Origin of the sequence: Streptomyces boluensis (assembly GCF_009908195.1) — a bacterium.
Taxonomy (GTDB): Bacteria; Actinomycetota; Actinomycetes; order Streptomycetales; family Streptomycetaceae; genus Streptomyces; species Streptomyces boluensis.
The window spans coordinates 11,710-37,152 of the sequence record NZ_JAAAHS010000028.1 but is presented as its reverse complement, the minus strand read 5'-3'; the positions used below and the strand labels follow the sequence as shown (position 1 = coordinate 37,152).

Annotated in this window: 24 protein-coding genes; 16 read left to right on the top strand and 8 right to left on the bottom strand. The window is 72.4% G+C overall.

Features of this window, described 5'->3' with window-relative positions; translation table 11 throughout:
- Nucleotides 1-153: 153 nt before the first annotated feature.
- Nucleotides 154-1,542, bottom strand: coding sequence for an MFS transporter (locus tag GUY60_RS06545; protein ID WP_161694738.1), 1,389 nt, complete (start codon nucleotides 1,540-1,542; stop codon nucleotides 154-156).
- Nucleotides 1,543-1,848: 306 nt separating this feature from the next.
- On the opposite strand from GUY60_RS06545, the gene GUY60_RS06540 reads away from it, so the two are divergent.
- From GUY60_RS06540 to GUY60_RS06490, 11 genes are all read left to right on the top strand, one after another.
- The gene (locus GUY60_RS06540) at nucleotides 1,849-3,336 is read left to right on the top strand and encodes an aldehyde dehydrogenase family protein (RefSeq protein ID WP_161694736.1); all 1,488 of its coding nucleotides are present in this window, start codon (nucleotides 1,849-1,851) and stop codon (nucleotides 3,334-3,336) included.
- 208 nt (nucleotides 3,337-3,544) lie between these two features.
- On the top strand, nucleotides 3,545-4,453 hold the full coding sequence (locus GUY60_RS06535; protein ID WP_161694734.1) for a VOC family protein: 909 nt from the start codon (nucleotides 3,545-3,547) through the stop codon (nucleotides 4,451-4,453).
- Nucleotides 4,450-5,247, top strand: a complete 798-nt coding sequence (locus tag GUY60_RS06530; protein ID WP_161694732.1) for an aspartate dehydrogenase domain-containing protein — start codon at nucleotides 4,450-4,452, stop codon at nucleotides 5,245-5,247. Before GUY60_RS06535 ends, GUY60_RS06530 begins: the two co-directional genes overlap by 4 nt.
- The gene (locus tag GUY60_RS06525) at nucleotides 5,244-6,032 is read left to right on the top strand and encodes an alpha/beta fold hydrolase (protein WP_161694731.1); all 789 of its coding nucleotides are present in this window, start codon (nucleotides 5,244-5,246) and stop codon (nucleotides 6,030-6,032) included. The genes GUY60_RS06530 and GUY60_RS06525 overlap by 4 nt, the downstream gene beginning before the upstream one ends.
- A gap of 5 nt (nucleotides 6,033-6,037) precedes the next feature.
- Nucleotides 6,038-6,559 carry a cupin domain-containing protein gene (locus GUY60_RS06520; protein ID WP_161694729.1) on the top strand — a complete coding sequence of 174 codons (522 nt, stop codon included), beginning with the start codon at nucleotides 6,038-6,040 and terminating at the stop codon, nucleotides 6,557-6,559.
- The gene (locus tag GUY60_RS06515; RefSeq protein WP_161694727.1) at nucleotides 6,552-7,292 is read left to right on the top strand and encodes an SDR family oxidoreductase; all 741 of its coding nucleotides are present in this window, start codon (nucleotides 6,552-6,554) and stop codon (nucleotides 7,290-7,292) included. Before GUY60_RS06520 ends, GUY60_RS06515 begins: the two co-directional genes overlap by 8 nt.
- Nucleotides 7,293-7,311: 19 nt before the next feature.
- Complete coding sequence (locus tag GUY60_RS06510) at nucleotides 7,312-8,088, top strand: SDR family oxidoreductase (RefSeq protein ID WP_161694725.1); 777 nt, start codon at nucleotides 7,312-7,314, stop codon at nucleotides 8,086-8,088.
- A 9-nt stretch (nucleotides 8,089-8,097) separates the two neighbouring features.
- Entirely contained in the window at nucleotides 8,098-9,723 is a 1,626-nt protein-coding gene (locus tag GUY60_RS06505) for a thiamine pyrophosphate-binding protein (RefSeq protein ID WP_161694723.1), read from the top strand.
- 10 nt (nucleotides 9,724-9,733) lie between these two features.
- Nucleotides 9,734-10,675, top strand: coding sequence for a PDR/VanB family oxidoreductase (locus GUY60_RS06500; protein ID WP_161694721.1), 942 nt, complete (start codon nucleotides 9,734-9,736; stop codon nucleotides 10,673-10,675).
- Between the two features lie 19 nt (nucleotides 10,676-10,694).
- Nucleotides 10,695-10,928, top strand: coding sequence for a recombinase-like helix-turn-helix domain-containing protein (locus tag GUY60_RS06495; protein WP_161694719.1), 234 nt, complete (start codon nucleotides 10,695-10,697; stop codon nucleotides 10,926-10,928).
- A gap of 5 nt (nucleotides 10,929-10,933) precedes the next feature.
- Nucleotides 10,934-11,941, top strand: a complete 1,008-nt coding sequence (locus GUY60_RS06490; RefSeq protein WP_161694717.1) for a Rieske 2Fe-2S domain-containing protein — start codon at nucleotides 10,934-10,936, stop codon at nucleotides 11,939-11,941.
- Between the two features lie 159 nt (nucleotides 11,942-12,100).
- Here the strand turns inward: GUY60_RS06490 and GUY60_RS06485 are convergent, their stop codons facing one another.
- Entirely contained in the window at nucleotides 12,101-12,646 is a 546-nt protein-coding gene (locus GUY60_RS06485; protein WP_161694715.1) for a MarR family winged helix-turn-helix transcriptional regulator, read from the bottom strand.
- 197 nt (nucleotides 12,647-12,843) lie between these two features.
- Here GUY60_RS06485 and GUY60_RS06480 point away from each other — a divergent pair, with 197 nt between their 5' ends.
- Nucleotides 12,844-13,515 (top strand): FadR/GntR family transcriptional regulator, encoded by a 672-nt coding sequence (locus tag GUY60_RS06480; RefSeq protein WP_161694713.1) that lies wholly within the window; start codon nucleotides 12,844-12,846, stop codon nucleotides 13,513-13,515.
- 369 nt (nucleotides 13,516-13,884) lie between these two features.
- Nucleotides 13,885-15,060 (top strand): PAC2 family protein, encoded by a 1,176-nt coding sequence (locus GUY60_RS06475; protein WP_312866202.1) that lies wholly within the window; start codon nucleotides 13,885-13,887, stop codon nucleotides 15,058-15,060.
- A gap of 133 nt (nucleotides 15,061-15,193) precedes the next feature.
- Here GUY60_RS06475 and mshC read toward each other — a convergent pair whose 3' ends face one another.
- The 4 genes from mshC to GUY60_RS06455 all read right to left on the bottom strand — a co-directional run bounded on the left by mshC (nucleotide 15,194) and on the right by GUY60_RS06455 (nucleotide 18,756).
- Nucleotides 15,194-16,423 (bottom strand): cysteine--1-D-myo-inosityl 2-amino-2-deoxy-alpha-D-glucopyranoside ligase, encoded by a 1,230-nt coding sequence (gene mshC, locus GUY60_RS06470; RefSeq protein ID WP_161694711.1) that lies wholly within the window; start codon nucleotides 16,421-16,423, stop codon nucleotides 15,194-15,196.
- A 147-nt stretch (nucleotides 16,424-16,570) separates the two neighbouring features.
- Nucleotides 16,571-17,413, bottom strand: coding sequence for an Rv2133c family protein (locus GUY60_RS06465; protein ID WP_161694709.1), 843 nt, complete (start codon nucleotides 17,411-17,413; stop codon nucleotides 16,571-16,573).
- Nucleotides 17,377-17,967: an Rv2134c family protein gene (locus GUY60_RS06460; RefSeq protein WP_161694707.1), complete on the bottom strand. Its 591-nt coding sequence runs from the start codon at nucleotides 17,965-17,967 to the stop codon at nucleotides 17,377-17,379. Before GUY60_RS06460 ends, GUY60_RS06465 begins: the two co-directional genes overlap by 37 nt.
- A 93-nt stretch (nucleotides 17,968-18,060) precedes the next feature.
- A complete protein-coding gene (locus tag GUY60_RS06455) occupies nucleotides 18,061-18,756 on the bottom strand; it encodes a histidine phosphatase family protein (RefSeq protein ID WP_161694705.1) in 696 nt (231 codons plus the stop codon).
- 59 nt (nucleotides 18,757-18,815) lie between these two features.
- Between GUY60_RS06455 and GUY60_RS06450 the strand changes: the two genes are divergently transcribed.
- Nucleotides 18,816-19,808: a magnesium and cobalt transport protein CorA gene (locus GUY60_RS06450; protein WP_161694703.1), complete on the top strand. Its 993-nt coding sequence runs from the start codon at nucleotides 18,816-18,818 to the stop codon at nucleotides 19,806-19,808.
- Nucleotides 19,809-19,834: 26 nt separating this feature from the next.
- Here GUY60_RS06450 and GUY60_RS06445 read toward each other — a convergent pair whose 3' ends face one another.
- The gene (locus GUY60_RS06445) at nucleotides 19,835-20,623 is read right to left on the bottom strand and encodes a ferritin-like domain-containing protein (RefSeq protein WP_161694701.1); all 789 of its coding nucleotides are present in this window, start codon (nucleotides 20,621-20,623) and stop codon (nucleotides 19,835-19,837) included.
- Between the two features lie 249 nt (nucleotides 20,624-20,872).
- On the bottom strand, nucleotides 20,873-21,934 hold the full coding sequence (locus GUY60_RS06440) for an LLM class F420-dependent oxidoreductase (protein ID WP_161694699.1): 1,062 nt from the start codon (nucleotides 21,932-21,934) through the stop codon (nucleotides 20,873-20,875).
- A 153-nt stretch (nucleotides 21,935-22,087) separates the two neighbouring features.
- Between GUY60_RS06440 and GUY60_RS06435 the strand changes: the two genes are divergently transcribed.
- Complete coding sequence (locus GUY60_RS06435; protein WP_161694697.1) at nucleotides 22,088-23,071, top strand: aldo/keto reductase; 984 nt, start codon at nucleotides 22,088-22,090, stop codon at nucleotides 23,069-23,071.
- A complete protein-coding gene (locus tag GUY60_RS06430; RefSeq protein WP_187369944.1) occupies nucleotides 23,068-25,359 on the top strand; it encodes a helix-hairpin-helix domain-containing protein in 2,292 nt (763 codons plus the stop codon). The genes GUY60_RS06435 and GUY60_RS06430 overlap by 4 nt, the downstream gene beginning before the upstream one ends.
- The last annotated feature ends 84 nt before the right edge of the window (nucleotides 25,360-25,443 follow it).

Here is a 25,443-nt window from a genome sequence, read left to right as displayed (position 1 = left end):
GGGGTGGCTTGCCCGGTACCCGCGGTCGTAGGTGCGTCTTCCCCTCCCCGCCCCTTCCCGAAAGTCCTCGCCGGACGGGCCTCCTCAAACGCCGGAGGGGCTGAAAAATCAGCCCCTCCGGCGAGCGGAGAGAGCATCAGCTCCCAGCGCTGCTCACGGCGAGACCTCCTCCAGGCGCCTGCCGGCTGTCTCCTCCGCGCCGATCCCCGCCACGACCGCTCCCGCGAGGGCGACGCCGCCGAGGACCAGGAAGACCGTGCCGATCTCGCCGCCCGCGTACACCGCGCCGACGGCGATCGGGCCGAGGATGACGCCGAGGCGGTTGAAGGCGCCGCCGACGCTGCTGCCGAGGGCCCGCATGCGGGTCGGGAAGAGTTCCGGCGTGTACACGTACAGGCAGATGTTGGCGCCGAAGAAGAACACCGCGGCGAGGGACGACCAGATCAGGACCTGCACCGGGGTGTTCGCGCCGAGCCAGGCGAGCAGGAGCAGTACGGCCGCGGCGCCGCCCAGGCAGGAGGTGATGACCTTGCGCCGGCCGGCCCGGTCCACGGTGAGCGCGACGACCAGGCAGCCGAGCAGGCCCGCGCAGGACGTGACCGTGGAGTAGAGCAGGGCGTCCGAGAGGGAGAGGTGGTAGCGGTTCAGGTAGATCGTCGGGAGCCAGGACGAGATGCCGTAGTTGACGAAGTAGCCGCAGAACCAGAGGGCGCCGATGACGAGGGTGCGGCGGCGGTAGCGGCCGCTGAACAGGCCGCGGAGACCCGAGGAGCCCTTGCCGGGCGGGGTGACGGGCAGGGCTTCGCCGACCGGGGGCAGCGGCTTGCCGGTGGTGCGCTCGACCGCCTTCTCGATGCGGACCATGGTGGCCTCGGCCTCTTCGGCCCTGCCGTGGTCGGCGAGCCAGCGCGGGGACTCCGGGACCTTCTTCTGGACGAGGATGCAGAGCACACCGGGGATGGCCGCGAGGGCGTACATCCAGCGCCAGCCGAGTATCGGCACGACCCAGGCGGCGACGAGGGCGCCGACGGTGAGGCCGGCCGGGAAGACGAGTTCGTAGAGAAGTACGAAGCGGCCGCGCTTGTGGCTGCGGGTGATCTCGGCGATGAAGGTGGCCGCGACCGGGACCTCGCCGCCGATCGCCAGGCCCTGTACGAAGCGCAGCCCCATGAACTGCTCGGGCGAGGTGGTCGCGGCGAGGGCCAGGTTGGCGAGGCTGGAGACCGCGATGCACAGGGCGATGACCTTGACGCGGCCGATGCGGTCGGCGAGGCGGCCGGAGAGCAGGGCGCCCACGAGCATGCCGAGCGAGCCGATGGTGAGCATGAGCGTGGCGGCCGAGGTGGAGAGGTGGAACTCGGCCCGCAGCGCGGGCATCGCGTAGGCGATGAGGAGCTGGTCGAAGGCCTCGAAGAAGGTCACGGCGCCGACGATCAGGCGGACGGTGACATGCCAGCGGGAGAGCGGCAGTCGCTCGAAGCGGGCGGAGATGGAGGCCCGGACGCCGGCGTCCGGCGTTCTGTCGGGTGCGTTGAGAGTCATGCAGGTACTCCGCGGCGTGAGAGGGGAGGCGGTCTGGAGTCCCGGGCGGAAGGCGGGATCCTGGGACGAGAACCGAGTCCTACCCCTGGACCAGATGATGGACGATGATTCGCCTCATGGCCAGGAATAGGTAAGCCCAAAGTTTCTAAGGGCTTAACTTGTATCCCCTGCCTCACCTGCCGGCGTCAAGAGTCTGGGCAGGGAATTGACCAACAAAGTTTTGAAGGTGGGGTCTTGCGCTCCAGATATTTAAGCCCTTAGATTTCTAGTGCTTAGCCGAGTATCGCTAGCCGCAAGGAGACCCACATGCCCCCGACTCCCCCCGACGAGGCGCTGATCGCCGGTGAGTGGCGGCGCGGCGCGGGCACGGCGTCCGTCACGGTCGACCCCGCGACCGGGCAGCCGCTCGCCACCGTGCACGGCGTCACCGTCGAGGAGGTCGCCGAGGCGGCCGAGGCCGCCGCCCGCGCCGCGGCGGACCCTCGCTGGCGGGAGCTGCTGCCGCACCAGCGGGCCCGACTCCTCACCCGGATCGCGGAGTTGATCGACGACGGGGCCGAGCACCTGGCCGCGTTGCAGACCGCCGACACCGGCAAGTCGATCAACGAGACGCGCGCCCTGGTGGCGAGCGCCGCGGGCACGTTCCGTTACACGGCGGCCGCCCTGGAGACCGCCGAGGAGTCGATCACCCCGGCGCGTGGCGCGTACCTGACCATGAGCGTGTACGAGCCGATCGGTGTCGTCGGCGCGATCAACCCGTGGAACTCGCCGGTCGCCAGCGACGCCCAGAAGCTCGCCCCGGCCCTCGCGGGCGGCAACGCGGTGCTGCTCAAGCCCGCCGAGTGGACACCCCTCGTATCGCTCGCGCTCGGCCGGATGGTCAGCCGCGCCCTCGACGAACTCGGCCTGCCTGCCGCCCTGTTGGCGGTCCTGCCGGGCCGCGGCAGCGTGATCGGGGACGCGATCGTGCGCGACCCGCGGGTCGGCAAGGTCACCTTCACCGGCGGTACGTCGACGGGCCGGACCCTCGCCCACGCGGCCGCCGACAAGCTGATGCCCGTCTCCCTCGAACTGGGCGGCAAGTCCCCCACGGTCGTACTCGCGGACGCCGATGTCGAGCAGGCGCTCGCCGGGGTGATGTTCGGGGTGTTCTCGTCCAGCGGCCAGTCCTGCATCGCCGGTTCCCGGCTGTTCGTGGCCCGTGAGCTCTACGACGACTTCGTCGGTGAACTCGTCGAGCGGGTACGGAAGTTGAGGGTCGGCCCCGGTACCGACCCGGCCACCCAGGTCGCCCCGCTCGTGCACCACAAGCACCGGGACTCGGTCGCCGCGTACGTGGACCTGGCCCGCTCGGAGGGGGCACGGGTGCGGTGCGGCGGGACCGTACCGGAAGGGGAGGCGTACGCCGACGGCGCGTACTACCTGCCGACCGTGCTCGACGGGCTCAGCAACGACGCCCGGGTCTGCCAGGAGGAGATCTTCGGGCCGGTCCTGGTGGCGCTGCCCTTCGACGACGAGGACGACCTGGTCGACCGGGCCAACGACTCCGTGTACGGCCTGGCCTGCGGGATCTGGACGCGGGACCACCGGGCCGCCTGGCGGATCGGGCGGCGGATCGACGCGGGCACCGTCTGGATCAACACGTACAAGCAGTTCAGCATCTCCACCCCGTTCGGCGGCACGAAGGACAGCGGTCTCGGCCGCGAGAAGGGCCGCGACGGGATCCGCGCCTACCAGCGGCAGAAGTCCCTCTACTGGGGCACCTCCGCCGCGCCACTGCCCTGGGCCAACTAGGGCCTGCCGTTTGGATCTTGCCGGGGTCGCGGGGCCTGGCACGCACATCTGCGGCGTTGTCGTCGGTTGCCAATGCTCCGCAGTGGCGCCCTCCTCCGCCTTGCAGCTGCACGCACCAGACCCCGCTCGACTCGACCGCCCCGCACCGCCGACCAGATCCGGCCTGACCCAAACGGTAGGCCCTGACCACCCTCGCCGGAGAGTTCACATGACCCACCATCCCCCCATCGCCCGGCTGCGCGCGCTGCGCTCGGTCGAGCTGCTCACCCCGGCCTTCGCCGAGGCCACCGACTTCTACGAGGACGCCTGGGGTCTGGAGGTCGTCGAGTCCGAGCACAGCGCGAGCTGGCTGCGCGGCACCGGCGAGGAGCACCACGCCCTGCAGCTGACCCGCTCCGACCGCACCGGCCTCGGCCGGCTCGTGTTCGCCGTGGCCACCCCGGCCGAGATCGACGAGGCGGCGCGGCGGCTCGAAGCGCGCGGCATCGTGCCGGTCGCGGGCCCTGGGCCGCTCGACCAGGTCGGCGGCGGGTACGGGCTGCGGTTCCACGACCACGAGGGCCGGCTCGTCGAGCTCTCCGCGGAGACCTGGGCGGTCGAGCCGCGCGGCCGGGAGGCCGCCGTGCCGGTCGGCGTCACCCACACCGTGCTCAACACCCCCGACATCGACGCGGCCGTCGCGTTCTACCGCGACGTGCTCGGCCTGCGGGTCTCCGACTGGTCCGAGCACCAGATGGCGTTCCTGCGCTGCAACGCCGACCACCACTGCATCGCGTTCAACCAGGCCGAGTGGGTCTCCCTCAACCACGTGGCGTACGAGATGAGTTCGGTCGACCACTTCATGCGCGGGCTCGGCCGGCTCCGGCACCACGGGATCGTGCCGCAGTGGGGTCCCGGGCGGCACGGGCCCGGCAACAACACGTTCTCCTACTTCACCGATCCGACCGGCCTCGTCTGCGAGTACACCTCCGAGGTCGCGCAGATCGTCGAGGACCGGTGGATCGCCAAGGTGTGGCGGCGGGTGCCGGAGCTGTCCGACCTGTGGGGCACGGCCGGGCCGCCGTCGAAGGAGATCCGCTGCCACATGGCCGGAAGGCCGGAAGGAGAGCAGAAGTGACCAGGATTCTGAAGGTCGGACTCGTCGGCTGGGGCGCCATCGGCCGCGTCGTCGGCACCGCGCTCACCCAAGGGGACGTCCAGGGCGCCGAGTTGACGTGTGTCGTCGACAACCGCCCGCTCGGCGAGGCGGCGCCCGCGCCGCAGGTCGCCTTCGAGGACGCGATCGAGAGTTGCGACCTGATCGTGGAGGCGGCCGGGCAGGGCGTCGTACGGGAGTGGGGCGAGCGTGTCCTCACCTCCGGTACGGATCTGCTCGTGGCCTCGACCGGCGCGCTCACCGACGACGAGCTGGCCAAGCGGCTGCTCGCGGCGGGCCCCGGCCGGGTCTACTTCACCGGCGGTGCCGTCGGCGGGCTCGACCTGCTGCAGGCCGTCCGCTCCTTCGGCCCGCTCGACGAGGTGCGCCTGACCACGACGAAGCTGCCGTCCACCCTCGAACAGCCGTGGATGGACGAGGAGTTGCTGGCCCGGATGCGGACGGCCACCGGACCGGTCGAGGTGATGGCCGGGACCGCGCGGGACGTACCCGTGAAGTTCCCCAAGTCGACCAATGTCGCGGCCTCCGTCGCGCTGGCCGTCGGCGACCTGGACGCTGTGCGGGTCCGGGTCGTCGCCGATCCGAGGGCCGAGTTGACCCGGCACGTGGTCGAGGCGTCCGGGCCGCACGGCGCGTACCGCTTCGAGGTGGCGCACCGGCCCGACCCGGGCAACCCGGCGACCAGCCAGGTCGTGCCGTACGCGGTGCTGCGTTCGCTCGGGGCGCTCGCCGGACGGTCGGGGCAGATCCTGTGACCACCGTCCATGTGGAAGAGGCGGGCGCCGAGGGGCCGCTGCTGCTCTGCCTGCACGGCATCGGCTCCTCGTCGGCGGCGTTCGCGCCACAGCTCGAAGGGCTCGCTCCGTACGCCCGCGTCGTCGCCTGGGACGCCCCCGGGTACGCCAAGTCGGCTGACCCGGAAGGGCCGTTGGACCTGGACGGCTTCGTGGACGCGGCGGCCGGGGTGATCCGTTCGTACGGCTCGTCGGCGCATGTGCTCGGCGTGTCCTGGGGCGGCGTGATCGCGCTGCGGCTCGCCGTCCGGCACCCGGAGCTGGTCGACTCACTGATCGTCGCCGACTCCAGCGCGGGTTCCGGGACCGACCCCGAGAAGGCCGCGGGCATGCGGGCGCGGGCCACGGAGCTCGCCGAGGTCGGGCCGCGCGCCTTCGCGGCGCAGCGCGGCCCCCGGCTCGTCTCGCCGGACGCGCCCGCCGCACTGGTCGAGCGGGTCGTCGACACCATGGCCGGCGCGGTCCGGCTGCCCGGCTACGGGTACGCCGCCGAGGCCATGGCCGGCGCGGACCTGCGCACCGAACTCCCCGGCATCGCCGCGCCGACCCTCGTGGTCTGCGGCGACCGGGACACGGTCACCGGCGTCGAGGCCTCCCAGGTCCTCGCCGGGGGCCTGCACAAGACGGCCTACGTGATCGTCAAGGACGCCGGTCACCTGGCCAACCAGGAACAGCCCGAGCGGTTCAACGCCTGGGTCCTGTCCCACCTGCACATCGCCACCAACTCCCGTACACAGAAAGGCTGATCACCATGCCTCTGACCACCACCGAGTACGACAACGGCGGCGACCTCGGCACGTACACCGACTCGCTGATCGCCTCCAAGGAGTCCCGCGAGCCCGACTGGGGCACCCTCTCCTTCCAGGAGAAGGCCGGCCCGCAGTACAAGCGCGCGCAGATCCGCTACGTCGGCTCCGGCGCCACCGGCAACCACGAGGGCGACAACCGCATCCTGCCCTCCGGCGGCTTCACGTTCTCCAACATGCTGCTGCCCCCGGGCGGCGAGGGCCCGGCCCACACCCACCATGACGTCGAAGAGGCCTTCTTCGTCCTGGAGGGCGAGGTCCGCGTGGGCATCCACCGCGGCCCCGACGAGGTCGAGTACCGCACCCTCGGCTACCGCGACATGATCGTGGTCCCGGCCGGCGTGACCCGTTCCCTGAAGAACGAGGGCGACACCGACGCCCTGTTCTGCGTGGTCATCGGCACGCAGAAGCCGCAGGTCCCGACGTACCCCGAGTACTCCCCGCTGTACGGGGTCACCCGTGACTGACCGCCCTACGGTGGTCGTGACCGGGGCGGGCCGTGGCCTGGGACTTGCCATGGCCCGCCGGGCCGGCGCGGACGGCTTCCGGGTCGTCCTCGCCGAGCTCGACGCCGAGCGGGGCGAGGCAGCGGCCGACGAGCTGCGGGCCGAGGGGTACGAGGCCCGGTTCGTGCGCTGCGATGTCGCGGACCCGGCCTCGGTCGAGGAACTCGCCACCGCCGTACGCGAGTTGGGCGGGCTCTACGGCCTGGTCAACAATGCCGCGCTCGCCAACGGTGTGGGCGGCAAGGAGTTCCAGGACATCGACATCGAGGCCTGGGACCGCCTGATGACGGTCAACGCGCGCGGCCCCTGGCTGGTCGCGAAGGCCCTGCACCCGCTGTTCGGGCCGACCGGGCGGATCGTCAACATCGCCTCGGACGCCGCCCTCTACGGCTCCCCCCGGCTCGCCCACTACATCGCCTCCAAGGGCGCCGTCATCGCCCTCACCCGCGCCATGGCACGGGAGCTGGGCGAGCGCGGGATCACCGTGAACGCCCTCGCGCCCGGCCTCACCGAGTGCGAGGCGACCGAGACGGTGCCCGCCGAGCGGCACGGCCTGTACGCCGCGAACCGGGCCATCTCGCGGGCCCAGCAGCCCGACGACCTGGTCGGACTCGCCGCCTTCCTCCTCTCCGAGGAGTCCCGCTATCTGACCGGACAGGTGATCGCCGTCAACGGCGGCTTCACCATGAACTGACGTACTGGAATGGACAGTTATGGATCTGGGCCTCGCCGACCGGACCTATGTGGTCACCGGAGGCAGCTCGGGCGTCGGCCTGGCCACGGTCCGCGCCCTGCTCGACGAGGGCGCGAACGTCGCCACCTGCGGGCGCGACGCCGACCGCCTCAAGCGCATCGGTGACCACGAGCGCCTGTTCACGGCCGTATGCGACGTACGCGACGCCGCCGCCGTACGGGACTTCGTACGCGACGCCGCCGACGCGTTCGGCGGGCGGCTCGACGGGCTGGTCAACAACGCCGGGGCGTCCCGTATGAAGCGCCTCGACGACACGACGTGGGACGACTGGCGCGACGAGCTGGACCTGAAGTTCGCGGGCGTCCTCAACCCGGTGCAGGCCGCCCGTGACCTGCTGCGGGCCTCGGACGTCGCGTCCGTCGTGAACGTCAACGCGGTCCTCGCCAAGCAGCCCGAGACCCGCCTCATCACCACCAGCGCCGCCCGCGCGGGCATCCTCAACCTCTCCAAGTCCCTGTCCACGGAGCTCGCCCCGGACGGCATCCGGGTCAATTCGGTCTGCCTCGGGCTCGTCGACACCGGCCAGTGGACCCGCCGGTACGCCGCCGCGGACTCCGGCCTGAGCTACGAGGAGTGGCAGGCGGAGCTGGCCGCGGACCGGGGCATCGCGCTCGGCCGGCTCGGCCGGGCCGAGGAGGTCGCGTACGCGATCCTCGCGCTGCTCGCGCCGCGCGCCTCGTACATCACCGGAACCAGCATCGACGTCTGCGGCGGAGTCGGCCGCGGCATTCTCTGAGGAGTCCCCATGCAGTACGCCAATGGTGGCGACCTCCTCGTCGCCGTCCTGAAGGAACTCGGCATCGACACGGTCTTCGGCATCGTGTCCGTGCACAACCTGCCGCTGGTCGAGGCCGTCGACCGGGAGCTGCGCTTCGTCCCGGTACGGCACGAGGCGACCGCCGTGAACGCGGCCGACGCGTACGGCCGGGCCCGTGGCTCCATCGGCTGCGCGCTGACCTCGACCGGTACGGGCGCGGGCAACGCGGCCGGATCGCTGGTGGAGGCGCTGGCCTCGGGCACGTCCGTGCTGCACGTCACCGGCCAGGTGGAGGCCGAATTCCTGGGCAGCGGGCGGGGGTTCATCCACGAGACCAAGGACCAGCTCGGCATGCTGGACGCGGTGTCCAAGTACGCCGCGACGGTCCGCTCGGCCGACGAGGCGGGCCGGATCCTGCGCGCGGCGGCGGCCGAGGCTCTGGCGGCGCCGGGCGGACCGGCGAGCGTGGAGTGGCCGATCGACCTCCAGTTCGCGGCCCAGACGGACGTCGCGGCGGAGCTCCCGGAGCCCACCGCGCCGCACCCGGAGCAGGCTCAACTCGACGCGGTGGGCGCCCTGTTGGCTTCGGCCAGGCGCCCCCTGATCTGGGCCGGCGGCGGCGCCACCCGGGCCGGCGGTGCACTCGCCGACCTGCTCGAAGCCACCGGCGCCGGGCTGCTCACCTCCAACTCCGGTCGCGGCAGCGTCCCCGAGGACCACCCGCAGGTCATCGGCAACTTCGCCACCACGCCCGCGGTGCGCGCCCTGCTCGCCGACGCCGACCTGCTGCTCACCGTCGGCACGCACTTCCGGTCCAACGAGACCGCCGACTACGGCCTTGAACTCCCCGCCGCACACGTCCAGTTGGACATCGACGCCGCCGCGCTCGGCCGCGTGTACCCGGCGACGCACGCCCTGCACGGGGACGCCGCCGAGGTCCTGCCCGCCCTGCTCCGGCACGCCCACCGGGCCGAGCCGGAGTGGACGCGCCGGGTGGGGCAGGTCCGTACCGACGTACGGGCCACGCTGCACGACAACATCGGCCCGCAGTCGGCGATCTGTGACGCGCTGCGCGCCGCGCTGCCCCGCGACGCGGTCGTCGCCCGCGACGTCACCATCGCGTCCAGCAGCTGGGGCAACCGGCTCCTGGAGATGTACGACCCGCGCGCCAACGTCTTCCCGCGCGGCGGCGGCATCGGGCAGGGCCTCGGCATGGGCATCGGGGCCGCGCTCGCCGACCCGGACCGGCCGACGGTCGTGATGGCGGGCGACGGTGGCCTCGCGGTCCACCTCGGCGAACTCCTCACCCTCGCCCAGGAGGGGCCGCGCCTGACCCTGCTCGTCTTCAACGACGGCGGCTACGGCGTGCTGCGCAACATGCAGGACCGGTACGGCGACCGGCGCTCCGGCGTCGACCTGACCACGCCGGACTTCGAACTCCTCGCCCAGGCCTGCGGGTTGACGTACCTGCGGATCGCAGACGCCGCGCACGCCGAGCCGGTGCTCGGCGCGGCCGTCGCCGCCGACGGGCCCGTGCTCGTCGAGGTGGACCTGGCGGCGCTCGGCCCGATGAAGAACCCGTTCACCCCGCCCGTCAAGATCCCCGCCACGTAGGGAGGCCACCATGACCGACGAACGCCAACTCCAGCTGCTCGTCCGGCGGATGACCTGGGAGGCCGACGGTGTCCTCTCCGTCGAGCTTGTCCACCCGGACGGCAAGCCGCTGCCCGCCTGGGAGCCCGGCGCGCACATCGACGTGCACGTGGGCGGGCAGATCCGCCAGTACAGCCTGTGCGGCGACCCGGCCGCGTGCGGCACGTACCGGATCGGCGTCCTGGACGCGCCGGCCTCGCGCGGCGGTTCGCGCCACGTCCACACGAAGCTGCGCCCCGGCCAGACCGTCACCGTGTCCGAGCCGCGCAACCACTTCGCCCTGGAAGAGGCCGAGGGTTACGTCTTCCTCGCCGGTGGCATCGGCGTCACCCCGATCCTCGCCATGGCCCGCGAGGCCGCCCGGCGCGGCGTCGCGTGGCGCATGGTGTACGGCGGGCGGGGGCGTGACTCGATGGCGTTCACCGATGAACTGGCCGCCCTGGACGGCGACTTGACCCTCGTACCGCAGGACGAGCGGGGCCATATCGACCTGGCCGCCGCCCTCGCCGACCTGCCGGACGGCACCCTCGTGTACTGCTGCGGGCCCGAGCCACTGCTCGCCGCGGTGGAGGCGGCGTGCCCGGCCGAGGTGCTGCGCGTCGAGCGGTTCGCGGCGCCGGTGGTCGAGCGGGACGGGGACGACGACGCGTTCGAGGTCGAGTGCCGCAGCTCCGGGCTCACCCTCGCCGTCGGCCCCGGCACCTCGATCCTGGAGGCCGCCGAGCAGGCCGGCCTGACCGTCGCCAGCTCCTGCCGCGACGGGATCTGCGGCTCCTGCGAGACCCGGGTGCTCGACGGCACCCCCGACCACCGTGACTTCCTGCTCTCCGAAGCCGAGCACGCCGCGAACAGCTCCATGATGATCTGCGTCTCGCGCTGCGCGTCCGGTTCCCGCCTCGCCCTCGACCTGTGACCCCCGTCAGGAGACACCCATGAGCAGCACCGACACGCCCTGGCCGTACCTGGACGTGCACCAGTCCCGTACGCACGAGCCGTCCCCGTACGAGCTGAAGCTGGCCGCCACCCTCGAAGAGGTCTTCACCAAGGACGGCCATGAACTCGCGGATGTCGTACGGGGGTTGAATACCCGTCAGGTCCACGCGCCGGACGGCGCCCCGTGGACCGAGGACTCCTTCCGCGCCGAGATGCACCGACTGGGAGCGTGACCGCCATGACCACTCCGACCGCTGATGAGCAGTACGCGACGGGCCTGCGCGGCCAGTGGCACCCGGTCGTGCCGTCCTCGTTCGTCGCGCCCGGCGCGATGCGCAAGGTCACCGTGCTCGGCGAGCAGTGGCTGCTTTTCCGCCGCTCCGACGGCGCCCTGAGCATGCTCGCCGACCGCTGCCCGCACCGCGGCGCCCCGCTCTCCCTCGGCAAGCACCTGGGCGACCGGGTGGCCTGCTGGTACCACGGCGTGGAGGTCGAGACGGACGGCACCGTGTCGTCCGTGCCCGGCCTGCCCGGCTGCAACCTGGAGGGCAAGAAGCTCGTCGTCTCGCTCCCGGTACGTGAGGTCGCGGGCGCCGTGCTCGCGTACTTCGGCACCGAACAGCAGCCGGAGCCCGTCGAGTTGACGCTCCCCGAGCCGCTCACCGACCCGGACATCGACGCGTTCCTCTGCTACGCCGAGTGGGACGTGCCGTGGCGGTACGCGGTGGAGAACCTGCTCGACCCGATGCACGGCGCGTTCCTGCACCACGACTCGCACACCATGTTCGAGGGCGACACCACCGCCAAGTTCCGCATCCGGGAGACCGACCGCGGCTACTTCTTCGAGAAGACCGACCAGCGGGGCGTCAACTTCGACTGGGTCGAGCTGTGCCGTACCGGTGTGGACTGGGTCGACCTGTCGATCCCGTACCCGCCCTCGGCCGGCCCCGGCGGCCCGTTCGGCATCGTCGGCATGGTCCGCCCGGTCGACGCGGAGCGCTGCGCCGTCTTCTTCTGGCGCTACCGCAAGGTGCAGGGCTGGCAGCGGGACAGCTGGCGCTTCCTCTACAAGACCCTGATCGAGGAGCGCCACTGGGCGGTCCTGGAGCAGGACCGCGTGATGCTGGAGGCCATGCCGGCCGACGCCGACCAGCGGGAGAACCTGTACCAGCACGACCTGGGCGTGGTCCGGCTGCGCCGTCTCTACCGTGCGGGTGCAGGGGCGCAGGCGGCCCCCGCCGGGTGATCACCCCGTCCTGCCGGGCGCGCCTGTCCTCGCGGCTGCGGGCCGCCTGTGGTTGCTCGCGCAGTTCCCCGCGCCCCTGAAGGGGCGCGGGGAACTGCGCGCTCAGCCCAAGATCAGGCGCGGACCGGACTCCGCGGAAACCCCCGCGGCGAGCCCGGCTCACTCCTCGTCCGGCTCCGCAGACTCCTCAATGGACCGCTCCAACTTCGAGAGCAACCGGGCCAGTTGACGGCACTCCGCAGGAGACAGCCCGGCGAGCATGCGGCGCTCGTTGTCCAGGTGCTCCGCGAACACCTTGTCGACCTTGGCCAGACCGGCGTCCGTCAGCCGCGAGTAGACGACGCGCCGGTCGTCGGCGTCCCGCTCCCGCACGATCAGACCGTCCTTCTCCAGGCGGTCGATCCGCAGCGTCACCCCGGCCGACGAGACAAGCCCCGAGTCGGCCAGCTGCCCCGCGGTGAGCCGGTACGGGGCACCGGCCCGGCGCAGCGCGGTCAGCACGTCGAACCCGGCGACGGCCAGGCCGTGCTGGTCTATGGCGGAGGTCAGCCTCGTGTTGTAGCGCAGGAAGGTGCGGTGCAGCCGGGCGAGGACCTCGAGCGGCGCGGTGTCGAGCTCGGGCCGCTCCCGCGCCCAGGCCTCGATGATCGACGCCACGGCGTCCTGGTGGACGGTCGCGCCCTTCCCTGCCTGCTTGCCCGTCATGTGTCGCTGCCTTCTCTCTGCACGGCGCCTCTGCACGGAGCCCATGAGCTCCGCAAGGCGCCAACGAGCTACCGGAAGAAATCTTAGCCCTCAAGGACATTCGCTCCACCTCCGGCGGGGGCCATAATGAGCCGATACATCGGAGGTCTGTCGGGGCACCCTCGGGGGCGCCCCGTACGGTTTGAGGCGGGGTCCCCATGGCGGTAACCGACGAGGCGATCGAGAAGATCAAAGGCATGATCGTCTCCGGTGCGCTACGACCGGGCGACCGGCTGCCCAAGGAGAGCGAACTCGCCGCCGATCTGGGCCTGTCCCGCAACTCGCTGCGCGAGGCCGTGCGCGCCCTGGCCCTCATCCGCATCCTCGACGTGCGCCAGGGCGACGGCACCTACGTCACCAGCCTCGACCCCCAACTGCTCCTGGAAGCCCTGAGCTTCGTGGTCGACTTCCACCGCGACGACACGGTCCTGGAGTTCCTCGCGGTCCGGCGCATCCTGGAACCGGCGGCCACCGCGCTCGCCTGCGCCCAGCTGTCGGAGGCCGAACTGGACGCGTTGGACGCCCAGTTGACGGCCCTGGGCGCGGCGCCGTCGGTGGAGGAGCTGGTCGCGTCCGACCTGGAGTTCCACCGCGGCATCGTGCGCGCCTCCGGGAACTCGGTGATCTGCTCGCTGCTCGACGGCCTCTCCGGGCCGACCACGCGCGCGCGGGTGTGGCGCGGCCTCACACAGGAGGACGCGGTCAGCCGGACCCTGCACGAGCACCGGATGATCCTGGCCGCGCTGCGCGACCGGGACGCGGAGGCGGCCCGCTCCTGGGCGACGGTGCACATCGCCTCCGTGGAACAGTGGCTGCGCTCCACCCTCTGAGCGCCCACCGGGGCCCGCACCACCCCAGCCGTACGTGACCAAGCGCACCCGCCCGTCACGCCCCCGCCCGCGCCGCAGGGCAGTCCCTGATCGTCCGACGTATCGGCCCTCCGTATGTGAGCAGTCCCGCAACCGGCAGGCCAAGACCACGCGAAGCCGCCCCAAGGCGCCGGGAGGCCCGCACAGTTGATCGTCGGCGGCTCGGACGAATAGACCTCGGCAGGTATGCGTATGCATTACCTCTGGCGTGCTCAGGGCATGCGAGGGGGCTGCGGAGGCCCCCCGCGGACGCCGTAAGGTTGGGGCGTACGCGAGTGGGGTCCCTCCCAGGCCATCAAGGCTCTGGGGGACATCGGAAGGAGGCACTGGGTGATCGAGCTCGAGGGGGTTCCCGAGCTGGTCGACCCGGTCATGGTGGCCGCGTTCGAGGGCTGGAACGACGCAGGCGACGCCGCTTCCACCGCGGTCGCGCATCTGGACCGGGAGTGGAAGGGCGAGGTGTTCGCGGCCCTGGACGCCGAGGACTACTACGACTTCCAGGTCAACCGCCCCACCGTCTGGCTGGACGGCGGTGTCCGCAAGATCACCTGGCCGACGACCCGTCTCTCCGTGGTCCGGGTCGGCGGCGACAAGCCGCGCGACCTGGTCCTGGTGCGCGGCATCGAACCGTCCATGCGCTGGCGCTCGTTCTGCAACGAACTGCTCGGCTTCGCGCACGAACTGGGCGTGGAACTCGTCGTGGTGCTCGGCGCCCTGCTCGGCGACACCCCGCACACCCGGCCCGTACCGGTCAGCGGCGTGACCTCCGACCCGGACCTGGCCCGCACCATGAACCTGGAGGAGACGCGGTACGAGGGCCCCACGGGCATCGTCGGCATCCTCCAGGAGGCGTGCACGCACGCGGGAGTACCGGCGGTCTCACTGTGGGCCGCAGTGCCGCACTACGTCTCGCAGCCGCCCAACCCGAAGGCGACACTTGCCCTCCTGAACCGCCTTGAGGACCTGATCGACCTGCGCATCCCGCTCGGCGAACTGGCCGAGGACGCGCGGGCCTGGCAGCTGGGCGTGGACCAACTGGCCGCCGAGGACAGCGAAGTGGCGGAGTACGTACAGAGCCTGGAGGAGGCCCGCGACACCGCGGAGCTGCCCGAGGCGTCCGGCGAGGCCATCGCCCGCGAGTTTGAGCGCTATCTGCGCAGGCGTGACGGCGGCGGACCGGCGGGCCCCGGCCATGCCACCGACGGCGGCGACGGCACGTTCCTGCGCGAGAGCCCGAGCGACCGCACCCGCCCGCCCAAGCCACTCCCGCAGGAACCGAAGCCACAGTCCCCGGAACGGGAACCGGCACCGGAGGCAGAGGCAGAGGCGGAGGCCGACGCGGAGTCGGACGCACCGGACGAGGGCACGGACACGGGCGCCGATACGGACACGGGCACGGACCCGGCCCCCGAGCCCCCCAAGGACAAGCCCAAGCCCAAGCGCAAGCCTCCGCGCCGCAAGGCCGAGGACAGCGACGGGGACGGGGACGGCGCCGGGGACGACTGAGCCGGCGCGGGCCGGTCCCGTAACGCTCAACAGGCAACCACTGAGCGGAAGTTCAGCAGAGGTTCAGCAGACACGAAGAGGCGCCGGACGATCCATCTCGTCCGGCGCCTCTTCGTGCACGTGAGGCAGGGTGCTAGAGCGCCACCCCGAGCAGCGCGTCCACGGCACGGGAGACCACTCCGGGCGCCCCCTCGTCCGTACCGCCCTGGGTGTTCTGGAGCTCCACCCAGCGGTCGACGGCCGTGAGCGCCGCGGGGGCGTTCAGGTCGTCGGCGAGCGCCTCGCGGATCTCCTCGACGAGCGCCTCCGCGCCCGGCCCGTCGGGCCGGGACACGGCCGCGCGCCAGCGGCCGAGACGGTCCACCGCGTCGGCGAGGACCTGGTCGGTCCACTCCCAGTCGGCGCGGTAGTGGTGGGCGAGGAGCGCGAGCCGGATCGCGGCCGGGTCGACGCCGTCGCGGCGCAGCTTCGAGACGAAGACCAGGTTGCCCTTGGACTTCGACATCTTCTCGCCGTCCAGGGCGACCATGCCGGCGTGCACGTACGCCTTGGCGAAGGGGTGCTCGCCGGTCAGCACCTGGGCGTGCGAGGCGCCCATCTCGTGGTGCGGGAAGGCCAGGTCGGAGCCGCCGCCCTGGATGTCGAAGCCCATGCCGAGGTGGTCGAGGGCGATGGCGACGCACTCGATGTGCCAGCCGGGCCGGCCGCGGCCGAGGCTGGCGCCGTCCCAGCTGGGCTCGCCCTCGCGGGCCGCCATCCAGAGCATCGGGTCGAGCGGGTTCTTCTTGCCGGGCCGCTCGGGGTCGCCGCCGCGCTCGGCGGAGAGCGCCTTCATGGCGGCGGCGTCGAGCCCGGAGACCTCACCGAAGTGGGCGTCGGACTCGACGGAGAAGTAGACGTCGCCCTCGAGTTCGTAGGCGGCGCCCATGTCACGCAGTCGCTCGACCAGCGGGACGATCCCGGGTATGGCCTCGACGGCGCCGATGTACTGCTGCGGGGGCAGCATCCGCAGGGCGGTCATGTCCTCGCGGAAGAGAGCCGTCTCGCGCTCCGCGAGTCCGGCCCAGTCGATGCCGTCGCGCACGGCCCGTTCAATGAGCGGATCGTCCACGTCGGTCACGTTCTGGACGTAGATAACCTGCCGCTTGGTGTCGAGCCACACGCGCTGAACGAGGTCGAACGCGTTGTAGGTCGCCGCGTGACCCATGTGGGTCGCGTCGTACGGCGTGATGCCGCAGACGTAGATACGGGCGACAGGACCGGGGTCAAGGGCGATGAGCCCACCGGTCGCGGTGTCGTGGATCCTGAGGTCGCGGCCCTTGCCAGGCAGGGCGGGGACCTCGGAAGCGGGCCAGGCATGCATGCATCGAGCCTAACCGGACGCGCCGTCCGGATACGAACCGGAGGGGATCTTCTGTCCGGGAAGGCGCTCTTGCGCCATGGCTATTGGTGTGCATCCTTCCCGCGCTCAGCGGCGCAGGGCCCCGGCGGGCGGGTCGGAGGCCCGCTGTCACACGGGCGGCCACGGAATCGCGGGCCACGCGCCGCTCGGCGCCGGATGCGTCCCGGACCGCAACATCTCGGCCACCCGCTCCCGTACCGCCTCGACCTCGGCGGGGGTGAGCAGCTCCGCGAGCCGGGTGGCGAGGGCCGCGCCGTCGACGAGCAGCGCGGCGAGCCGGCCCAGTACGTCCACGGCCTCCGGCGTCAGCGGCTCCCCCGCCCAGCCCCACAGCAGGGTGCGCAGCTTGTCCTCGGTGTGGAAGGTCACTCCGTGGTCGATGCCGTAGAGCAGGTCCCCGGTGGCGGGCAGCAGGTGGCCGCCCTTGCGGTCGGAGTTGTTGATCACCGCGTCGAGGACGGCGAGGCGGCGCAGGCGCGGGTCGTCGGCGTGCACGAGGAGCGCGGTGCGCCCCTCGCCGACCTCGGCGAACCCGACGGCCTTCCAGCCGTCGCCGGGCTCCTCGCGGTCCACGAGGCCGAGCAGTTCGGGCGGCGTCAGGTCGTCGGGCAGCGGCTCGATCCACAGCTGGCACATGCCCTCGCCGTGCGGCCCTTCGCGCAGGACGGTCGGCGGGACCAGGCCCCAGCCGGTGGCCTCGGAGACCTCGTAGGCGGCCACCTCGCGCTCGGCGAGGGTGCCGTCGGGGAAGTCCCACAGCGGGCGCTCACCGGCGACCGGTTTGTAGACGCAGTGCGCCGAGGCACCGTCGTACTCGACCGAGCAGTACAGGACGGCGTTGGAGGCCTCGCGGATCCGGCCGAGCACCGTGAGCTCGCCGTGCGTGAGGAGCTCGACAGCGTCATTCCCCGCGGTCACAGGCCGCGCCGGTATCCGTTCTGACGCGGGCATACGTGTCCTTCCGGGTCGAGCGGCAGGCTGCACAGCGGGCACGGCGGGCGGCCGGCGTTCACGACGTCGAGGGCGCGCTTGGCGAAGGCCCTGGCCTGCGCGCCGGAGAGGCGCACGCGCAGCATGGGCGGGCCGTTCTCGTCGTCCTGGAGCAGCCGCTCCTCGGCCTCGGCGAGGTCCTCGTCGTCGTCGGCGTCCAGCTCGACGAGGGCCTGCGCCTCGACGACCATGCGCTGTTCCTCGCCGTCCCAGGCGAGTGCCATCGTGCCGACCCGGAACTCCTCCTCGACGGGTGAGTCGAGGGGCGCGCTGTCGGCGATCTCGGTGGGCGCCACAGCGGGCACCGGCGCGCTGCCGCCGCTGCGCCGCACCACCTCGTCGAGTAGCTCGTCCATCCGCTCGGCGAGCGCGGCCACCTGGGTCTTCTCCAGGGCCACGCTCGTGACCCGGCCACCGGCGGTGGCCTGCAGGAAGAACGTACGGCGCCCGGGGAGTCCGACCGTGCCGGCCACGAAACGTTCCGGCGGGTCGTAGAGGAACACCTGACGGGACACGTCCTGGCCTCTCCCTCGGCTATCGGGTACTGCGGCATGAATTGCTGCGGCGGGAGCCGCAGTCGACGTGGGTCACCCTACTGCGGGCGACGATCACGGTGCGCCCGCACCGCCCCCGACGGTGGCATCGCCACGCTCGGCGTCGGTACCGGTCTCGCGCGGCACGAGTCCGCCCAAGTCACCGGTGTCGCCGAGGCGTACGAGGAAGGGCCGCAGCCTGGTGTAGCGGATCACGGTGACCGAGCAGGGCTCCACGGCGATGCGCTGGAACAGGTCCAGGTGCAGCCCGAGTGCGTCCGCGACGAGGGACTTGATGATGTCGCCGTGGGAGCACATCAGATACGTGGCGTCGGTGCCGAAATCGGCCTCCACGCGCGCGTTCCACTCGCGTACGGCCTCCGCGGCGCGGTGCTGCATGGCCCGCATGGACTCGCCGCCGGGGAAGGCGGCGGCCGAGGGGTGCTGCTGCACGACCTCCATGAGCGGGTCCCCGGCGAGCTCGGCGAGCTTGCGGCCCGACCAGTCGCCGTAGTCGCACTCGCTGATCCGCTCCTCGGTGTGCACGGCGAGGCCGGGGCGGGCGTCGAGCAGCGGTGCGACGGTCTCGCGGCAGCGTTGCAGGGGGCTGGTGACGACGGCGGCGAGCGGCAGCGCGGCAAGCCGTCCGGGCAGCGCGGCGGCCTGCGCGGCCCCGCGCTCGTCGAGAGCCACCCCGGGCGTCCGTCCGGCGAGCACGCCCGCGGTGTTGGCGGTCGACCGGCCGTGCCGGACAAGGATCAGCGTGGGCATGCTCGTCAGCCTAGGCGGACTTGGGCACAGGGATGCGGCCAGGCCCGGATCACGGGAGAATGCGCGCAATGATCGTGGACTGCGCCATCTATCGCGAAGGCCGCCGTACCGAGGGCCGGGAGGACTTCTCCGCCGCCCTCGCGGAGGCCAGGGCCAGTGGTGACGCGTTTCTGTGGATCGGCCTGCACGAGCCCACGGAGCGGGAGTTCGACCACGTCGCCGAGGAGTTCGGCCTGCACCCGCTGGCGGTCGAGGACGCCCTCAAGGCGCACCAGCGGCCGAAGCTGGAGGTGTACGACGACTCGCTGTTCGTGGTCCTCAAGCCGATCGTGTACGACGAGGCGGCGGACACCATCGCGTCGGGCGAACTGATGCTGTTCATCGGTGACTCGTTCGTGGTGACGGTGCGGCACGGCGTGGGCGCCCCGCTCGCGGCCGTACGCACCCGTCTCGAAGCGCACCCGGAGGTGCTGCGGCACGGCCCGACGGCGGTCCTCTACGCGGTGAGCGACGCCGTGGTGGACCACTACATCGACGTGGCGGCTGAACTCCACCTGGATCTGGAGGCCTTGGAGGCCGAGGTGTTCGCGCCGACCGGCGGCGACAGCAGGCACACCGCGGCCCGGATCTACGGCTTCAAGCGCCAGGTGCTCGAATTCCGGCGCGCCGCCATGCCGTTGGCGGTCCCGATGTCCCGACTCGCGAGCGCCGCGGTGCCGTTCGTGCACGCGGAGGCACAGCCGTTCTTCCGCGATGTCAACGACCATCTGACGCGCGCGAACGAGAGCGTGGAGGGCCTGGACCGGCTGGTCTCGGACGTGCTCTCGGCCCACCTCGCGCAGACCGGGGTGCGGCAGAACGACGACATGCGCAAGATCTCCGCGTGGGCGGCGATGGCCGCGGTGCCCACCATGGTCGCGGGCGTGTACGGCATGAACTTCACGCACATGTGGGAGCTCCGGCAGACCTGGGGCTATCCCGTGGTGGTGCTGCTCATGGTGGGCGCGGTGTACGGCCTGTACCGGCTGTTCAAGCGCCGCGGCTGGCTGTAGCCACCGCGGCCGCCGGATCCGGGGCGCTACGCGAACTCGGCCGCTGAGGTCGCGGGTCCGCCGAGGGCGTCACGGTGTTCGGGCATCCGCAGGGACACCATCCGCCGCCACCCTCCGGCCCGTTCGTACGCGTACACGGCGTGGATCCCGGCGGCGAGCGCCGTCGCCCTGGCGCGCGACCAGCCGAGGATGCGGCCCATGTGCGCCATGACGGCGAGGCTCACATCGCGGTAGATACGGATCTCGGCGTGCGCGCACTCGCGCAGGATCCGCTGGATGTCCCGGCCGTGCCCGGCGTACGCGAACCGCAGCAACTCCTCATGGCAGTACGCGAGATGGTTGTCCTCGTCGCGGGAGATCATCTTGACCGCGCGGCCGATGTCGGGGTGGTCGGCGAAGTGTCTGCGCAGCAGGTCCATCTGCTCGGAGGCGCGCTGCTCGGTGACTCTGCTGTGCGCGAGGTACGTGATGATGTCCTGCTCGCGCAGCGGCCGCTCGCCGTTGAGCTGCTCATGGGCGAGACCGATGCCGTGCTGCTCGAGGAGCATCGTGTAGTCGGTCTCCGGCGGCACCTCGCAGGGGTCGAGGCCACGCTTCTTGAGGAGGGCGTTGAAGATCCGCCCGTGCTTGTCCTCGTCTGCGCCGTGCCGGGTGATCTTGGGGGCGAGGGCACGCTGGCTCTCCGGGACCAGTGCGGCGATCCGAGCGTTCTCCCAGCCCCCCTGTGACTCGCCGCTGGCCGCGATGGAGCAGAACAGCCGGAACGACTCGTCATGGTCGAGGATCTCGGAGAAGAGACTCTTGGCCGAAAGCATCACTGCCACCTCCAGGGGGCGCCCGCGCACGACTCCGCGCAGATCGAGTCAAATGCGACGCGCGGTGGCAGGCAACAGCAGTGTCGGACGACTCGGCCGAACGATGGACGCCGAGCCGCCCGTCCCCGCGCGCGTGGGGACCACCTTTCGGCGTAACCCACCGACGCGCGGCGCGTTGTAACGCATGACGGCCGTGGCGGGGAGGACCCCCCGAGCCCCCACCACGGCCGCAGCGCTTCTTCTCCCCCCCTACGCCAGCCCGGCCCGCTCCAGGGCCTCGGTGCCCGCACGCAGCGCGGCCAGCCGCTCGTCGAGCGTGAAGCCCGCCGGAGCCAGCGTCAGGGTCGTCACTCCGGCCGCCGCGTAGGCCTGCATCCGCTCCGCGATCCGCTCCACGGAGCCGAGCAGGGTGGTCGAGTCGATCAGCTGCCGCGGTACGGCGGCGGCCGCGCCGTCCTTGTCGCCGGACAGGTACTTGTCCTGGATCTCGGCGGCCTCCTTCTCGTACCCCATGCGCTGCGCGAGCTGGTTGTAGAAGTTCTGCTTCCGGCTGCCCATTCCGCCCACATAGAGCGCCGTGTACGGGCGGAACATGTCGGCGAGCGCGGACACGGAGGCGTCGTCGGAGCCTCCGAGCGCCAGCGGCACCGTCGGGCAGACGTCGAAGCCGTCCATCGTCAGGCCCGCCTTCTCCCGGCCCGCGCGGAGGTACTTGATCGCGGTGTCCTCGAGGTGGTCGGCGGAGGGGAAGATCAGCAGCGCGCCCTCGGCGATCTCACCGGTCTGCTCCAGGTTCTTCGGGCCGATCGCGGCGATGTAGACCGGGATGTGCTCGCGGGCCGGGTGCACGGTGAGCTTGATCGGCTTGCCGGGCCCGTCGGGCAGCGGCAGCGTCCAGTGCTCGCCCTCGTACGAGAGGCGCTCGCGGGTCATGGCCTTGCGGACGATCTCCACGTACTCGCGCGTGCGGGCCAGCGGCTTGTCGAACTTCACGCCGTACCAGCCCTCGGAGACCTGCGGGCCCGAGACGCCGAGGCCGAGCCGGAAGCGGCCACCGGAGAGGGAGTCGAGGGTGGCCGCCGTCATGGCGGTCATCGCCGGCTGGCGGGCCGGGATCTGGAAGATGGCGGAGCCGACATCGATGCGCTCCGTCTGGGCCGCCACCCAGGACAGCACGGTGGCCGCGTCCGATCCGTACGCCTCGGCGGCCCAGCAGACCGCGTAGCCGAGCTTGTCGGCCTCTCTGGCGACGGCGAGATTGTCCGCGTCCATCCCGGCACCCCAGTAGCCGAGGTTGATCCCGAGTCGCATGGGCCGATCCCCTTACTCATCAGTAACGTCTCTGTGTCGCGGACTCTAGCGTGCCACCCCACGATCCGTCAGGGCCGGTTGTCCACAGGCGCACCGGACCGGTTGTCCACAGGGCCGCACGGGTGCCGCGAGTGACCAGTAACCTCAGCGCCCATGGAGCAGAGGCATCTCGGCCGCACCGGCCTGCGCGTGTCCCGGATCGGGCTCGGCACCCTCACCTGGGGCGGGGACACCGACGAGCACGACGCCGCCGACCAGTTGAAGACGTTCTGGGAGGCGGGCGGCACCCTCGTCGACACGGCGGATGTGTACGGCGCGGGCGAGGCGGAGTACGTCCTGGGGCAGCTCATCGAGGGTCTGGTGCCACGCCGCGACCTGGTCATAGCGACGAAGGCGGGCAGCGTCCCGGACCCCGAGCGGCGCTTCGACGGCTCGCGCGGCCACCTCCTCGCCGCCCTCGACGCCTCCCTCCAGCGCCTCGGTACGGACTACGTGGACCTGTGGCAGGTGCACGCCTTCGACCCGGCGACTCCGCTGGAGGAGACCCTGCAGGCCCTGGACATCGCGGTGTCCAGCGGCCGCGCGCGCTATGCGGGGGTGTCCAACTTCTGCGGCTGGCAGCTCGCCAAGGCCGCCACCTGGCAGCTCGCCACCCCCGGCGCGCGCACCCGTCTGGCGAGCACGCAGATGGAGTACTCACTGCTGCAGCGCGGTGTGGAGCGTGAGGTGCTGCCGGCCGCGCTCGACCTCGGCGTGGGCCTGCTGCCGTCGTCACCGCTGGGCCGCGGCGTGCTCACCGGCAAGTACCGCCACTCGACGCCCGCCGACTCGCGGGGTGCGTCGGACCGGATGGCGCCGTTCGTCGAGCCGTATCTCGACGAGGCCGCGGGCCGGGTGGTGGATGCGGTGGCGACGGCGGCGGACGGCCTCGCGACCACCCCGCTGCAGGTGGCGCTCGCCTGGGTGCGGGACCGGCCCGGGGTGTGCGCCCCGATCGTCGGCGCGCGCAACGCCTCGCAGCTCACGGCGGCATTGTCAGTGGAGAGCCTTAGTCTTCCTGACGAGATCTGCCGGGCCCTCGACGATGTGTCGGCGCCCGTGCACCGCTACCCCGACCAGGACTGGAGCACGCTGTGAGTACGGAGCCCGCCGCCACGGAGGAGACCGGGCAGCCCGCGCGCGAGCCCGGCACCGACGACGGGCCGGCACAAGCCACGACCGAGCCCGGCACGGAGCCGAGCGCATCCGGCACGGAGCCGGCCGCGCCCGAGGCGACGCCTGCCGAAACCGGTGAGACGCCCGCCGAGACGCCCGCTGAGACGGCCGACGCGGATTCAGCCGAGGCCGACGCCGCAGCGGGTGCCGCGCAACTCTCCGAGGCCGAGGCCGAGTTGGCCGCCCAGCGGGAGCACCGTGAGCGGATCGCGCGCCGCAAGGCCGAGCGGGACGAGCCCATCGCCAGCGGCACCAAGCTGCACGGACAGGCCGCCGACCTGTTGGCCGCGGTGCGTGCCGTGGAGACCGGAGCCAAGCCGGTGCGCGTCTTCGAGGACGCACCCGCGCCGCGCCGCCCCGCACCCGAGCCGGCCCGCGGGCCCGAGCCGGTCGTGCGGTCCGGCACCCAGGCGCCCGCGGCCGAGGCCGTCGACGCGGTGCGCTCCGTACTCGCCGAGGGCGGCGCCCCCGCGAGCCTCGCCGAACAGGCCGCCGCGACGCTCGGCGAGGTCGCGGAAGCCGTACTGCGCGAGGACCCCTGGCAATTGCTGCGGATCGCCGGGGTGCGCCCCGAGCAGGCCGACGGGTTCGCCCGCGCGCTCCTCGGCGAGGCCGGCTCCCCCGACGACGAGCGCAGGAACCGCGCGGTCGCCGTCTGGCTCCTGGAGCAGGCGGCCGTCGCGGGCCACACCGCCCTCGACGCCCCGGCCCTCGCATCCGCCCTCGGGCGCTATGGCGTCGCGGACGCCGACGCGGCCGTGCAGAGCGCGATCTCCGAGGGTGACCTGCTGGTCTTCCAGGACGCCCTGGAGGACACCCCGGCCCCGGCCGCCACCGCCCCCGAACAGGGCACCTCGGAGGAGCCCGACGGGTCCGAGGAGGAGCAGGAGCGGCCCGTACGCGTCCTGGTGGGCCTCGAGCGGTACGCGCTCGCGGAGGAGAGCCTCGCGGACGCCCTCGCCCGGGTCGTCAACTCCCTTGCCAAGGAAGAGACTCCGGAGCACGCGGCGCTGCTCGGCGCGGCCTCGGGCCGGGGCTCCACGGCCGAGCTGATCCGGGCCGTGGCGGGCAGCGGCCTGGTGCTGCACACCGGCGGCGAGGCGGCCCGCGCCGAACCCGCCGCGCTCGCGGCCGCCGCCGCTGCCGCGGGCCTGCGCGTGTGCGCCGCCACGCACACCGCGTACGGCCGCCGTGCCTTCGCCCGGTCCCTGGGCACACCGGCCGAGGGCGTCGCCGTCGTCACGGTGGCCGGGCTGCTGTCCGGCGCCGAGGGTCCGGGTCGGGACGCGGAGGGCGCGTTCGACGTCGATCTCCTCGTGGTGCTCGACGCCCCGCAGCTGGACGTGGAGAGCGCGGCGATGCTTGTCGAGTCGCTGCCCGACGGGGCGCGACTTGTCCTGAGCGGTGACGCGGGTGCCCTGTGGTCGGCCGGTCCCGGACGGGTCTTCGCCGACCTGCTCGGCGCCCGCGCCTGCCCCGTCGTCGTCTCCCGTACCCCGGACGAGGGCCCGATCGGCGAGCTGGTCTCCGGCATCGGTATCGGCGAGCTGAACCAGGTGGCGGCCCCCGGCAAGGAAGTGGTGATCGTCCCGGTGCGGGACGCGGGCGAGGCAGTGCACCGTACGGTCCAGCTCGTCGCCGACTCGGTGCCGCGTGCCTTCAGCCTGCCCGCCGACGCCACCCAGGTCATCACGGTGGGCCACGGCGGCGCCGCGGGCACGCGCGCGTTGAACGCCGCGTTGAAGGAGCGGCTCAACCCCGGCCCCGGCCGGTTCGGCGGCTTCGACCCGGAGGACCGGGTCGCGTACTCCCCCGCACCCGGACGCACTCGGCAGGGCCGTGTGGTGCGCGCCGACGCGGACGGGCTGCACCTGGAGTGCGAGGGCGAGCCCGTCGTCGTACCCAAGGAGCGGGTGGAGCAGTCGGTGCGGCACGGCTGGGCGCTCACCGCGCACCAGGCGGTCGGACAGCGCTGGCCCGCCGCGGTCGTGGTGCTGCCGGGCGACGCCGCGCAGGGCCTGACCCGCGCGTGGGTCTACACCGCGTTCGGGCGCGGGGAGCGGCACCTCTCCGTGGTGCACGGAGTGGAGCAGGCGCTGCCGCGCGCGGTCGCGGAGCGCCCGGCCAAGCCCCGCACGACCCGGCTGCAGACACTGCTGCGTACGCAGGTCCCGTCGGCGGGCGCCACGGCAGCGCGCCAGGAGCCCTGACCGACCACGGCATCACACGCGAAGGCGCCCGCCGGGATGATCCCGGCGGGCGCCTTCGTACGGTCGACTGACGTGGCCCGATGC